General features: G+C 73.1%; 15 protein-coding genes. 11 read left to right on the top strand and 4 right to left on the bottom strand.

What is annotated here, in order from left to right; translation table 11 throughout:
- Positions 1-92 precede the first annotated feature (92 nt).
- The 3 genes from ACZ6D7_RS04840 (at position 93) to ACZ6D7_RS04830 (ending at position 2671) form a co-directional block, all read left to right on the top strand.
- Entirely contained in the window at positions 93-1067 is a 975-nt protein-coding gene (locus tag ACZ6D7_RS04840) for an ABC transporter ATP-binding protein (RefSeq protein ID WP_469483478.1), read from the top strand.
- A gap of 64 nt (positions 1068-1131) precedes the next feature.
- Entirely contained in the window at positions 1132-1953 is an 822-nt protein-coding gene (locus tag ACZ6D7_RS04835; protein WP_469483476.1) for an ABC transporter permease, read from the top strand.
- Between the two features lie 34 nt (positions 1954-1987).
- The gene (locus tag ACZ6D7_RS04830) at positions 1988-2671 is read left to right on the top strand and encodes an AAA family ATPase (protein ID WP_469483473.1); all 684 of its coding nucleotides are present in this window, start codon (positions 1988-1990) and stop codon (positions 2669-2671) included.
- A gap of 31 nt (positions 2672-2702) precedes the next feature.
- Here ACZ6D7_RS04830 and ybaK read toward each other — a convergent pair whose 3' ends face one another.
- The 4 genes from ybaK to ACZ6D7_RS04810 form a co-directional block, all read right to left on the bottom strand.
- Positions 2703-3203: a Cys-tRNA(Pro) deacylase gene (ybaK, locus tag ACZ6D7_RS04825; RefSeq protein ID WP_469483471.1), complete on the bottom strand. Its 501-nt coding sequence runs from the start codon at positions 3201-3203 to the stop codon at positions 2703-2705.
- Positions 3204-3246: 43 nt separating this feature from the next.
- A complete protein-coding gene (locus tag ACZ6D7_RS04820) occupies positions 3247-3987 on the bottom strand; it encodes an LON peptidase substrate-binding domain-containing protein (RefSeq protein ID WP_469483469.1) in 741 nt (246 codons plus the stop codon).
- An 11-nt stretch (positions 3988-3998) separates the two neighbouring features.
- On the bottom strand, positions 3999-5054 hold the full coding sequence (locus ACZ6D7_RS04815; protein WP_469484542.1) for a hypothetical protein: 1056 nt from the start codon (positions 5052-5054) through the stop codon (positions 3999-4001).
- 265 nt (positions 5055-5319) lie between these two features.
- Positions 5320-6897, bottom strand: a complete 1578-nt coding sequence (locus tag ACZ6D7_RS04810; RefSeq protein ID WP_469483467.1) for an oxidoreductase — start codon at positions 6895-6897, stop codon at positions 5320-5322.
- Positions 6898-7064: 167 nt separating this feature from the next.
- Between ACZ6D7_RS04810 and hisD the strand changes: the two genes are divergently transcribed.
- Genes hisD through hisF form a run of 8 tightly spaced genes read left to right on the top strand, consistent with a single transcriptional unit; the run spans position 7065 to position 12766 of the window.
- Positions 7065-8390, top strand: coding sequence for a histidinol dehydrogenase (gene hisD / locus ACZ6D7_RS04805; protein WP_469483465.1), 1326 nt, complete (start codon positions 7065-7067; stop codon positions 8388-8390).
- Entirely contained in the window at positions 8387-9496 is a 1110-nt protein-coding gene (locus ACZ6D7_RS04800; RefSeq protein WP_469483463.1) for a histidinol-phosphate transaminase, read from the top strand. Before hisD ends, ACZ6D7_RS04800 begins: the two co-directional genes overlap by 4 nt.
- Positions 9493-10095: an imidazoleglycerol-phosphate dehydratase HisB gene (gene hisB, locus ACZ6D7_RS04795; RefSeq protein WP_189916771.1), complete on the top strand. Its 603-nt coding sequence runs from the start codon at positions 9493-9495 to the stop codon at positions 10093-10095. The genes ACZ6D7_RS04800 and hisB overlap by 4 nt, the downstream gene beginning before the upstream one ends.
- Complete coding sequence (locus tag ACZ6D7_RS04790) at positions 10092-10256, top strand: hypothetical protein (protein ID WP_469483461.1); 165 nt, start codon at positions 10092-10094, stop codon at positions 10254-10256. Before hisB ends, ACZ6D7_RS04790 begins: the two co-directional genes overlap by 4 nt.
- Positions 10247-10894 carry an imidazole glycerol phosphate synthase subunit HisH gene (hisH, locus tag ACZ6D7_RS04785; protein ID WP_469483459.1) on the top strand — a complete coding sequence of 216 codons (648 nt, stop codon included), beginning with the start codon at positions 10247-10249 and terminating at the stop codon, positions 10892-10894. The genes ACZ6D7_RS04790 and hisH overlap by 10 nt, the downstream gene beginning before the upstream one ends.
- The gene (gene priA / locus ACZ6D7_RS04780) at positions 10891-11616 is read left to right on the top strand and encodes a bifunctional 1-(5-phosphoribosyl)-5-((5-phosphoribosylamino)methylideneamino)imidazole-4-carboxamide isomerase/phosphoribosylanthranilate isomerase PriA (protein WP_469483457.1); all 726 of its coding nucleotides are present in this window, start codon (positions 10891-10893) and stop codon (positions 11614-11616) included. The genes hisH and priA overlap by 4 nt, the downstream gene beginning before the upstream one ends.
- Positions 11613-12014, top strand: coding sequence for a RidA family protein (locus ACZ6D7_RS04775; protein ID WP_469483455.1), 402 nt, complete (start codon positions 11613-11615; stop codon positions 12012-12014). Before priA ends, ACZ6D7_RS04775 begins: the two co-directional genes overlap by 4 nt.
- The gene (gene hisF / locus ACZ6D7_RS04770) at positions 12011-12766 is read left to right on the top strand and encodes an imidazole glycerol phosphate synthase subunit HisF (RefSeq protein WP_469483452.1); all 756 of its coding nucleotides are present in this window, start codon (positions 12011-12013) and stop codon (positions 12764-12766) included. The genes ACZ6D7_RS04775 and hisF overlap by 4 nt, the downstream gene beginning before the upstream one ends.
- Positions 12767-12774 lie beyond the last annotated feature (8 nt).

Here is a 12774-nt window from a genome sequence, read left to right as displayed (position 1 = left end):
CGCCCCGACCGCGAGCGGACCTCCCCGACCCCGTAGGCTCGTCCCTTGTGAGTACGCGCGCGGCATCGGCAATCCGGCACAGGGACGAGGTCGTGTGTGCCGTGCGCGGGCTGACCAAGACCTACCCGGCGGTCCGCGGCCGCCGGGGCGCCCCCGCGACCCCCGAAGTACGGGCCACCGACGACATCGGGCTCGACATCCGGCGCGGTGAGATCTTCGGACTGCTCGGGCCGAACGGGGCCGGCAAGTCCACCCTCGTACGGCAGCTGACCGGGCTGATGCGGCCCGACACCGGCAGCGTGGAGATCCTCGGGCACGACATCGTGCGCCACCCCGAGCGGGCCGCCCGGATCCTCGCCTACCTGGGGCAGGAGTCCAGCGCCCTCGACGACCTCACCGTCTCCCTCGCCGCCGAGACCACCGGCCGGCTGCGCGGCCTCGACGTCCGCGACGCCCGTCGCGAGCGCGACGCCGTCCTCGACGAGCTGGGGCTCACCCCACTCGCCGGACGGCCGCTGCGCAAGCTGTCCGGCGGGCAGCGGCGGCTGGCGTGCTTCGCGACCGCGCTGGTCGGGGAGCGGCCGCTGCTGGTGCTGGACGAGCCGACGACCGGGATGGACCCGGTGGCGCGGCGCGCCGTGTGGGGCGCCGTGGACCGGCGGCGGGCGGAGCGCGGCACGACCGTCCTGCTCGTCACCCACAACGTCATCGAGGCCGAGACCGTCCTCGACCGGGTCGCCGTCCTCGACCGGGGCCGGGTCATCGCCTGCGACACGCCCGCCGGACTCAAGGAACAGGTGGCCGGCGAGGTGCGGGTGGAGCTGGTGTGGCGGGAGCGGGCGCCGCTGGACGTGCCCGAGGTCGCCGCGCTGCGCGAGCGGGCCGAGGAGTCCGGGCGCCGCTGGACGCTGCGACTGGCGCCCGACGAGGCCCGCGCGATCGTCGCCACCGTCACCGGCGGCGCGGCCTTCGCCGCCCTTGACGACTTCACCCTGGCCACGCCGAGCCTGGAGGACGTCTACCTGGCGCTGGGCGGGGCGGCACGGCAGGGGCTGGTGCGGGCTTGAGCGCGGGGGTCTTCGTTCCCGTATGGGACGCCATGAGAGCCGTAGGGAAGAGGAGCAGCGCCACGTGAGTGTCGTACCCGCCGAGGTTCTGCCGGGCAGCGCCCGGGCCGTCGCGCAGCCGGTGCGCGCCGCCGCCGAGCTGGCGCCGCGCGCCCGGCTGTGGCCGTCGCTGGTGGCCGTGTACCGCGCGCAGCTGTCCCGGGCCCGGGTGGCGCGGATCCCGCTGCTGTTCGTGGCGACCTTCCAGTCGGTCGGCATCCTGATCATGATGCGGGGTGTCGTGGACGGCGGCCGGGAGGCGGAGGCGGTGGTCGCCGGGTCCGCGGTGCTGGTCGTGGCCTTCGTCGCGCTCAATCTGCTGGCGCAGTACTTCGGGCAGTTGCGGGCGAGCGGGGGACTGGATCACTACGCCACCCTTCCGGTGCCGCCCGCCGCGGTGGTGCTGGGGGCGGCGGGGGCGTACGCCTCGTTCACCGTGCCGGGGACGCTGGTGACCGCGGTCTTCGGGTGTGTGCTGTTCGGGCTGCCGTTGACCCACCTGTGGGTGCTCGCGGCAGTGATCCCGCTGGCGGGCGCCGCGCTGTCCGGACTCGGGGCGGCCTTCGGGCTGCTCGCGCCCCGCCCGGAGCTGGCCACCGTGCTGGGGCAGCTCGGTATGTCGGCGGCGCTGCTGCTGGGGGTGCTGCCGCCGGACCGGATGCCGGAGGCGGTGCGCTTCACCCGGGACCTGCTGCCGTCGACGTACGGCGTGGAGGCCTTCGCGCGGACCTTCGGACCGGATCCCGACTGGGCGTTCGTCCTCGGTGACCTCGCGGTCTGCGCGGGTGTCGGCGTCGTCTCGCTGGCCGTCGCCACCTGGGCGTACCGGCGGGCCGCCGTCCGGTGACGCGTCGCACGGGTACGCCTGGCACGATGTCAGGGTGACCGCACCGCTGACTCCGCCCCCGCCGCCGCACGAACCCTCCCCGCAGGACGCCTGGCCGCCGCCGGGCGGGTACGCGGGTGTGGGGGCAGTGCCCCATGTCGCCGCGTACGGACAGGACGGGCCCGGGATGAGGACGGAACTGCGGGAAGCCGCCGTGATCACCGTGGTCGTCGCGCTGTCCGGGGCGCTGCTCGGGGTGCTGTGGGAGTGGCTGGCGCCGAAGGTGCCGCTGGTCGGTGAGGTGGTGAACGGCGGCTGGGTGGTGTACCTCAAGGACACCGAGGGGGAGCAGGCCGTCGGGGTGGACGGGACGTTCGCGCTGCTGGCGCTGGCCTTCGGGGCGGTGAGCGCGGCGGCGGTGTTCGTGTGGCGGCGGCGTGGGGGAGTGCCGTCGGTGGTGGCGCTGGTCGTCGGCGGGCTGCTCGGTTCGCTGCTGGCGTGGCGGGTCGGGATGTGGCTCGGGCCCGGCTCGGACGTGCTCGCGCAGGCGCGGGCGGCGGGCAAAGGGGTCACGTTCTCGGCGCCGTTGAAGCTGGGGGCGAAGGGGGCGTTGCTGGCGTGGTCGTTGGCGGCGTTGCTGGTGCATCTGGGGCTCACGGCGCTGTTCGGGCCGCGGGATCCCGATCCGTTCGCTCAGGGTCCGGTGCCGAAGGATTCGTACGGGGCGCCGTTGACGTAGAGCCGGTTTTTTCGCCCCGCCGCTGAACGGCTCAGCCTCGGCCGATCGGGGCCAGGGTCGCGTTCGTCAGGGTTGCCAGGTCCGTCGGGGAGAGTTCCACCTCCAGGCCTCGGCGGCCGGCCGAGACGCAGATCGTGGGGTGGGCCGTCGCCGAGTCGTCCAGGACCGTGGCGAGCTTCTTGCGCTGGCCCAGGGGGGAGATGCCGCCGCGGACGTAGCCGGTGGTGCGTTCCGCCAGGGTGGGGTCGGCCATGGCAGCCTTCTTGCCGCCGACCGCCGATGCCAGGGCCTTCAGGTCCAGGGAGCCCGCCACCGGGACCACCGCCACCGTCAGGGTGCCGTCGACGTCCGCGACCAGGGTCTTGAAGACCCGGTCGGGGGAGACGCCCATCGCCTCGGCCGCCTCCTCGCCGTAGGACGGGTGGCTCGGGTCGTGGTCGTAGGAGTGGACCGTGAAGTCCACGCCCGCCGAGGTCAGGGCCACCGTCGCCGGGGTGCCGCCGGACTGCTGCTTCTTGGACTTCTTCGCCATACGGGCCTTCTCGGTGACTCGGTGACTCGGTGACTCGGCGGCCTCAGTTGAGACTGGTCGGCCCGCGGGTCAGGTCCGCCGCGGGCAGCGAGGGCAGACTACGGATGATCGACGTCTCCGCGCGCAGGAGTTTCAGCTCGTCCCGCAGCCGGGAGGCCGTGTCCGGGGCCTGGAGCAGGCGCTGCTTCGTGGGGGTGTCCAGCATCATCGCGGCGGCCACCAGGTACGACACCACCGAGGGGTCGTCCGGGAGGTCGGCGCCCGTGGCCAGGGAGCGCTCGCGGGCGCCCGCCAGCCGCTTCTGGTACTGGCGGAAGGACCGCAGCACGCCCTCCGCGAGGGCGCCCGCCTCGTCGCCGGGCTGCTCCTGGAGTTCCTCCAGCTCCGCCGTCAGGAACGGGCCCGAGGCGTCCACGGACAGCAGCCGGACCCGGGTCGTGCCGGTCGCCAGGACCTCGAAGGTGCCGTCGGCGCGCTCCCGGATCGTCGCCGCGTCGGCCACACAGCCGGTGCCGTGGAACGCCTGGACCGGGTCGTCGCCGAAGCCGGCCGCGGGGCCGCGCCGGGGCAGCGCCGTCGGGTCGGGCATGCCGGGGGCGCTGGGCGCCACCTCGTGGCCGTCGCGGATGGCCACGACGGCGAACCGGCGTGGTTCGTCCTCGGGGGTCTTCAGCAGGTCGCGCATCATGGCGCGATAGCGCTCCTCGAAGACGTTCAGCGGAAGCACCAGCCCCGGGAACAGCACGGAGTTCAGGGGGAAGAGCGGCAGACGGACGGTGGTCACGGCGTAGAAGCCTAGTGGTCGTCGGGGTGCGCTCGGTCGCCGTGCCCGTTCCGCGGCTGCCGCGGGGGCCGCGCGGACGACGTCCAGCGGCCCGAGCGCACCTCCTCGCGCACGGCCAGGAAGTGGCCCAGCGGGTCGTCCGAGAGCCGGCCCCAGGGGAAGGACGTGGCGTACGGGCCGATCAGGCGCAGCTGGACGAGGGCGTCGTCGCGGCGGCCGAGGCGGACCAGGACGTAGGCCAGCAGGTTGCGGATCTCGGCCGGCCACGGGTCGACCGAGGGGAAGCGGCCGGACAGCGCGATCGCGCGGTCGGCGGCCGCCTCCAGGCGGGCTCGGGGCACGTCGGGGCCGCAGCCGTCGGTCAGGTAGGCGAAGGCCGCCCGGACCGGCAGGGCCTGGACCAGGGAGCCGGCCGGGGCGTCCTGCGCGGCCCGGTCGGCGAAGTCGAAGCACTCGCGGTGGGAGCCGTGCCAGGACTCGGCCAGATAGCGCTTGGCGGCCACATGGCAGCCGTAGTGGTGCGGGGCGCGCCGGACCGCGGCCTCCCACAGCTCGCCGAAGTACTTGTGCCCGGCGCGGGTGCCGCGCGCGTGGTCCAGGGCGATCCGCCAGGGCACCGGGTCGCGGACGTCGCTCTGTGCGGCCGCCGTGATCAGCGGGCTGACCTCGCGCAGCAGCTCGGCGCGGGCCGGCGACCTCCAGGCGTGGTCCACCGCGACCTGGGCGGTGAGCAGCAGCACGTCCGGATCGCGGGGCGCGGCGGCGCGCCATGCCTGAAGCCACTCCGGGCGGGAGCGGGCGAAGGACGCCAGGCGGGTCATGTACCGGTCGCGGTACTCCCACTCGGCCCGTTCCCTGGTGAGGGCCAGCAGCCGGGCGGCCGGCTCGTACGTGTCCCGCGCGGCCGCGACCAGCGCGGGACCGAGCCGGTCGTCGGGCACGTCGAGGAGTACCTCGTCGTCGGCGGGGAGCCCGTCGGCGGCGCGAGGCGGGGCGGCGGTCCGGGCCGTCCGGGCGAGCCGGGAGGCGCGGATGAACGGGGGCAGCAGAGCCATGGTGCCGACCATTGAAAACCGCAGGTGGGGCATGCGCCAGAGGGCGGAGGGAACGTGCGGAAAGTTGTACGGCGGAAGGTCAAGGACAGGTAAAAGGTGAGAGTTTAACGACTGTGGGTGAACCCGCGGCCCGAGCACCGCGATCCGAGCCCCCTCGGCCTCCGCGATCCGAGCCCCCTCGGCCTCCGCGATCCGAGCTCCCTCGGCCTCCCCGATCCGAGCCCCCTCGGCCTCCGCGATCCGAGCCCCTTCGGCCTCCTCGGCCCGAGCCCCTCGGTCAGTTCCGCCGCAGGGTCCGGGTGGCCCCCGTCGCCACCGTCGTCGCCAGGATCCAGCCGAGCAGGATCAGCGCCGTCGACAGCCACTGCCAGCCCCCGGTGAGCCGCCACTGGCCGACCTGGCCCAGGTCGATCACGGGCAGCAGCAGGTCGAGGGCGAACAGGGCCGGGTTCCACGGCGGGTGTCCCTCGCGGTTGACCGGCGGGTGCGCGGCGTGCGCGAAGGCCACGGAGGACGCCGCCCAGAGCACCGCCATCCACACCGCCGCCCGGCCCGGCCGGTACCCGTAGGCCACCGTCCAGTCCTGCGCGTACCCCCAGAGCTTCGCGGCCGGCGGGAGCGTCTCGCGGCGCCGGCGCTGCTTGGCGAGCAGCACCTCGCGGGCGTCCTCGTCCTCCCCGCCCGCCCGCAGCACGCTCGCCAGGCGCTCGTACGGCTCCGGGGCGTACTCGGCGGTCGCGGCGGCCACCCACTTCAGCCGTTCGGCCAGCGGGAACGGGCCCTGCGGCACCAGGTTCTCGTACGCGAAGCCGCCCATGTGCAGATTGCCGGGCCCCGGCCAGGCGCTCGCCCGGTCCACCAGGTTGACCACCCGGGCGCCGGACAGCACCACCTTGCCGCGCGGCGGCCGCTCCCCGAGGAAGCGCAGCTCGGGCGTCTGCACCCGGCGCAGCGACAGCTCCTGGTCGTCGGTGAGGACGAACCGGGCCCGCTCCAGGTCGACCGCGTCCCCGAAACGCCCGTCGTCCAGGCGTAAGCCGCCCCGGCACTCGAACCGCTGGATGCGGGTCCCGCGCGCCGGTGTCGCCCCGCTCAGCGCCTGCCCGCCGACCCCGGCCGGGGTCAGGTACAGCGAGCGCTCCACGGTCAGCTGCGGCGCGTTCAGCGCGAGCCGGGTGTACGGGTTGGCCAGCCGCGCCCCGCGCAGACTCAGCGACACGCCGATCTTGGCGCTGCGCAGACTCAGCTCGCCGTGCGACTCCAGCAGCTCGGCCTGGAGGTCCTGGCCGACCGTCATCCCGTCGGCGGCGATCGAGCGGCCGGTGCGGTCGCGGTACACGATCGCCTGGTTGAGCAGCAGGTCCGTGCCGATGTGCGCGTCGGTGAGCCGGACGCCGTTGTGGAAGCGGCAGCGCGGCAGATGCAGATCGCCCTCGGTGTGCAGCCGGGCCGCCTCCAGGCGCGGTACGGAGCAGTCCACCATCCGCACGGTCGTGAACCGTGCCTCCGGCAGCAGCACGTCCCGCTCGAACCGGCAGCGCTTCAGCTCCAGATACGGCACCACGGTGGCGCCCGCGAGGTCCAGGGAGCCGCTGATCCGCACGCCGACCAGCTTCAGCGAGGCCACCCGGCCGGCCAGCGCGGGCGGTCCGGCCAGCAGCAGCCAGGCGACGGTCCGCGCCCGCACGGTGCGCTCCGGACCCCACGGATGCCCGCCGTGCGGATCGTCCACGACCGTGTCGCCGCTGCTCAGGTCGTACACGCTGCCGTTGCGGAAGGCCTGCCACATGCCGGCCTCGGCGGCGGTCAGGTCGTCCGGCAGATCGCCGGTGTGGATGCCGGCCCCTTCGGTCACACACGTCACCCCCTCGGTTACTCATGGGTTTCGCACAGCCGTTCTGCCCGCTGAGTGACCCACCGAACGCTAGACGTGAAGGCGATCTTCCGGGTTCCGGCCACGGTCTGTATCAGCCATTGATACGCGCGGACCGTGCCCGATCCCGGTCTGAGAGAATTGACGGCGTGATCTCCCGAATCGATCTGCGCGGCGACGCCCTCCCCGAGGGCCCCGCCCTGCGCGACCTGCTGCCCCGAGCCGACTTCGACGTCTCGGCCGCCCTCGAGAAGGTGCGTCCGATCTGCGAAGCCGTGCATCATCGGGGCGACGCGGCGCTGATCGACTTCGCTGAGAAGTTCGACGGGGTACGGCTCGACCGGGTGCGGGTGCCCGCAGAGGCCCTCGCCCGCGCCCTGGAGGAACTCGACCCGGCGGTGCGCGCGGCCCTGGAGGAGTCCATCCGTCGCACCCGTCTCGTCCACCGCGCCCAGCGCCGTACGACCCACACGACCCAGGTCGTGCCCGGCGGCAGCGTGACCGAGAAGTGGGTTCCGGTCGAGCGGGTCGGGCTGTACGCGCCCGGCGGCCGGTCGGTCTACCCGTCCTCCGTGGTGATGAACGTGGTGCCCGCCCAGGAGGCCGGCGTCGAGTCGATCGCGCTCGCCTCCCCGGCGCAGGCCGAGTTCGACGGCCTGCCGCACCCCACGATCCTCGCCGCCTGCGCGCTGCTCGGCGTCGACGAGGTGTACGCGGCCGGCGGCGCCACCGCCGTCGCGATGTTCGCGTACGGCACCGAGTCCTGCCCGCCCGCCCCCATGGTCACCGGCCCCGGCAACATCTGGGTCGCCGCCGCCAAGCGCTACTTCACCGGCAAGATCGGCATCGACGCCGAGGCCGGCCCGACCGAGATCGCGGTCCTGGCCGACGACACGGCCGACCCGGCGCACGTCGCCGCCGACCTGATCAGCCAGGCCGAGCACGACCCGCTCGCGGCGGCCGTCCTCGTCACCGACTCCGTCGAGCTGGCGGACGCGGTCGAGAAAGAGCTGGAGCCGCAGGTGGCGGCCACCCGGCACATCGACGACCGGATCGTCCCAGCCCTGACGGGCAAGCAGTCCGCGATCGTCCTCGTCGACGGCATCGAGGAGGGGTTGCGGGTGGTCGACGCCTACGGCGCCGAGCACCTGGAGATCCAGACGGCCGACGCCGTCGCCGTGGCCGACCGGGTCAGGAACGCCGGCGCGATCTTCGTCGGACCCTGGGCGCCCGTCTCCCTCGGCGACTACGCGGCCGGGTCCAACCACGTGCTGCCGACCGGCGGCTGCGCCTGCCACTCCTCGGGCCTGTCCGTCCAGTCCTTCCTGCGCGGCATCCACATCGTCGACTACACGAAGGACGCGCTGGCCGAGGTCGCGCACCACGTGGTCGCGCTCGCGGAGGCGGAGGACCTGCCCGCGCACGGCGCGGCGATCAAGGCAAGGTTCGGGTGGAAGGTACCGGCGAGCAAGTGAACCTCGGAATCGACGATCTTCCCGTACGGGACGAGCTGCGCGGCAAGTCCCCCTACGGCGCGCCCCAGCTGGACGTCCCCGTACGGCTGAACACCAACGAGAACCCCTACCCGCTGCCCGAACCGCTGGTCGAGCGGATCGCGGAGCGGGTGCGCGAGGCCGCCCGGAACCTCAACCGGTACCCGGACCGCGACGCCGTGGAGCTGCGCACCCAGCTCGCGAAGTACCTGACGGACACCTCCGGGTACGCGGTCGGCCCGGCGAACGTGTGGGCCGCCAACGGCTCCAACGAGGTCATCCAGCAGCTGCTCCAGACCTTCGGCGGACCCGGCCGTACGGCGATCGGCTTCGAGCCGTCGTACTCGATGCACGGACTCATCGCGCGCGGCACCGGGACCGGCTGGATCTCCGGGCCGCGGAGCGAGGACTTCACCATCGACGTGGCGGCCGCCGGGCAGGCCGTCGCCGAGCACCGCCCGGACGTCGTCTTCATCACCACCCCCAACAACCCCACCGGCACCGCGGTCCCGGCCGAGACGGTCCTCGCGCTGTACGAGGCGGCGCAGGCCGCGGGGCCGTCGATGGTCGTGGTGGACGAGGCGTACATCGAGTTCAGCCACGGCGACTCGCTGCTGCCGCTGCTCGAAGGTCGGCCGAATCTCGTCGTCTCCCGGACGATGTCGAAGGCTTTCGGCGCGGCCGGGCTGCGCCTCGGCTACCTCGCCGCGCACCCGGCGGTCGTGGACGCCGTCCAGCTCGTGCGGCTGCCGTACCACCTGTCGGCCGTCACCCAGGCGACGGCGCTGGCCGCCCTGGAGCACACCGACACGCTGCTGAAGTACGTCGAGCAGCTGAAGTCGGAGCGGGACCGGCTGGTCGGCGAGCTGCTGGCGATCGGCTACGAGGTCACGGCCTCCGACGCCAACTTCGTGCAGTTCGGCCGGTTCGCCGACGCCCACGAGGTCTGGCAGCGGATCCTCGACCGGGGCGTCCTGGTCCGGGACAACGGCGTGCCGGGCTGGCTGCGCGTCACCGCCGGCACGCCCGAAGAGAACGACGCGTTCCTCGACGCGGTCCGTGAACTGAAGAAGGAGCAGAGCGCATGACTCGCGAAGGGCGCGTCGGGAGAATCGAGCGCACCACCAAGGAGACCTCGGTCCTCGTCGAGATCAACCTCGACGGCACCGGCAAGGTCGATGTGTCGACCGGCGTCGGCTTCTACGACCACATGCTCGACCAGCTCGGCCGGCACGGTCTGTTCGACCTGACCGTGAAGACCGACGGCGACCTGCACATCGACTCGCACCACACCATCGAGGACACCGCCCTCGCCCTGGGGGCCGCCTTCAAGCAGGCCCTCGGCGACAAGGTCGGCATCTACCGCTTCGGCAACTGCACGGTCCCGCTGGACGAGTCCCTCGCCCAGGTCACCGTCGACCTGTCCGGCCGTCCGTACCTCGTGCACACCGAGCCCGAGAAGATGGCGCCGATGATCGGCGAGTACGACACCACGATGACCCGGCACATCCTGGAGTCCTTCGTCGCCCAGGCGCAGATCGCGCTCCACGTGCACGTGCCCTACGGGCGCAACGCGCACCACATCGTGGAGTGCCAGTTCAAGGCGCTGGCCCGGGCCCTGCGCTACGCCTCCGAGCGCGACCCGCGCGCGGCCGGCATCCTCCCCTCCACGAAGGGCGCGCTGTGAACGGGCTGTCCACCCTCCTGATCGTCGTCGGCCTCTTCCTGGCCGGCGGCATCTACTCCTTCGTCAAGCAGGACATGCCCAGGAGCCTGGTCGTGCTGCTGTCGGTCGGCGCCGGGATGTGTCTCGTCGCCGGTGTGATGAGGCTGGGGGTGTGGAGTTGAGCGCACCCAAGAAGGTCGTCGTCTTCGACTACGGCTTCGGCAACGTCCGGTCCGCCGAGCGCGCCCTGGCCCGCACCGGGGCCGAGGTCGAGATCACCCGTGACTTCGACGCGGCCATGAACGCCGACGGGCTGCTGGTGCCCGGCGTCGGCGCCTTCGCCGCCTGCATGCAGGGCCTGCGCGGGGCCCGCGGTGACTGGATCATCGACCGCCGGCTGTCCGGCGGCCGCCCGGTGATGGGCATCTGTGTCGGCATGCAGATCCTGTTCGCGCGGGGCATCGAGCACGGCGTGGAGACCGAGGGCCTCGACGAGTGGCCCGGCACGGTCGAGCCGCTCCAGGCCGAGATCGTCCCCCACATGGGCTGGAACACGGTGGACGCCCCGGCCGGTTCCGAGCTGTTCGCCGGTCTCGACGCGGACGCGCGCTTCTACTTCGTGCACTCCTACGCCGTCCACGACTGGTCCCTCGAGGTGCACAACCCGGCCATGCACGCCCCCCGGGTGACCTGGTCGACGCACGGCAAGCCGTTCGTGGCCGCCGTGGAGAACGGCGCCCTGTGGGCCACCCAGTTCCACCCTGAGAAGTCCGGCGACGCCGGCGCCCAGCTCCTCACCAACTGGATCGGAACCCTGTGAGCAAGCTCGAACTCCTTCCCGCCGTCGACGTCCGCGACGGCCAGGCGGTGCGTCTCGTGCACGGCGAGTCCGGCACGGAGACCTCGTACGGCTCCCCGCTGGAGGCGGCGCTGGCGTGGCAGCGGGCGGGCGCCGAGTGGCTGCACCTGGTCGACCTGGACGCCGCGTTCGGCACCGGCGACAACCGCGCGCTGGTCGCCGAGGTGACCCGGGCGATGGACATCAAGGTGGAGCTGTCCGGCGGCATCCGCGACGACGCCACCCTGGCCGCCGCCCTCGCCACCGGCTGCACCCGGGTGAACCTGGGCACGGCCGCCCTGGAGACCCCGGAGTGGGTCGCCAAGGTCATCGCCGAGCACGGCGACCAGATCGCGGTCGGCCTGGACGTCCGGGGCACGACCCTGCGCGGCCGCGGCTGGACCCGTGACGGCGGCGACCTCTACGAGACGCTGGCCCGCCTCGACCAGGAGGGCTGCGCGCGGTACGTCGTCACCGACATCGCCAAGGACGGCACCCTCCAGGGCCCCAACCTGGAACTGCTGAAGAACGTGTGCGCGGCCACCGATCGCCCGGTCGTGGCGTCCGGGGGCGTGTCGTCCCTCGACGACCTGCGCGCGCTCGCCGGGCTGGTACCCCTCGGCGTGGAGGGCGCCATCGTCGGGAAGGCGCTGTACGCCAAGGCGTTCACGCTGGAAGAAGCACTGGAGGCAGTGTCGTCATGAGCGATGCCGTACGGCGGGTGCAGAGCGGAAGTCCCTGGGAAGAGAGTTTCGGATTCGCACGCGCCGTCGCGGCGGGCGACCGTGTGCTGGTGGCGGGCACCACGTCCTTCAAGGGCAGTGTGCTCTACGGGGAGGGCGACCCCTACGAACAGGCCATGGTGGCCTTCACCAGCGCGGTCGAGGCGATCGGCGCGTTCGGGCTCGGTGTCGAGTCCGTGATCCGGACCCGGATGTACCTGACGCATTCGCGGGACGTCGACGAGGCGGGCCGGGCCCACAAGGAGATCTTCGACTCCGTGCGCCCGGTCTCGACCCTGCTGGTCGTGGAGGGTTTCGTCGACCCGCGCATCCTGGTCGAAGTAGAGCTAGAGGCATTCAGAGGAGCCGTGGAGTCATGACCCTGGCGGTCCGAGTCATCCCCTGCCTGGACGTGGACAACGGCCGGGTCGTCAAGGGCGTCAACTTCCAGAACCTGCGGGACGCGGGCGACCCGGTCGAGATGGCCAAGGTGTACGACGCCGAGGGCGCCGACGAGCTGACGTTCCTGGACATCACCGCCTCGTCGGGCAACCGCGAGACCACCTACGACGTGGTGCGCCGCACCGCCGAGCAGGTGTTCATCCCGCTGACCGTCGGCGGCGGGGTGCGCACCCCGGAGGACGTGGACAAGCTGCTGCGGGCGGGCGCCGACAAGGTGGGCGTCAACACGGCGGCGATCGCCCGGCCGGAGCTGATCAAGGAGATCGCGGAGCGGTTCGGCAGCCAGGTGCTGGTGCTGTCGGTGGACGCGCGGCGAACCCCGTCCGGGAGCTTCGAGGTGACGACCCACGGCGGCCGCAAGGGCACCGGGATCGACGCGGTGGAGTGGGCGCACCGGGCGGCCGAGCTGGGCGCCGGCGAGATCCTGCTGAACTCGATGGACGCGGACGGCACCAAGGACGGCTACGACCTGGAGATGATCGCCGCGGTCCGGGGGCATGTGACGGTCCCGGTGATCGCCTCGGGCGGCGCCGGCAAGCTCGCCGACTTCGCCCCGGCCGTCGGGGCGGGCGCGGACGCGGTGCTGGCCGCGTCGGTGTTCCACTTCGGCGACCTGCGGATCGGGGAAGTGAAGCAGGCGCTGCGGGAGTCGGGGCATCCGGTGCGGTGACGTCCTGA

The sequence above is a fragment of the Streptomyces sp. NPDC041784 genome, from assembly GCF_055591025.1.
Note: the sequence above shows the minus strand (reverse complement) of the source record. Positions and strands in the feature narration are given on the sequence as shown.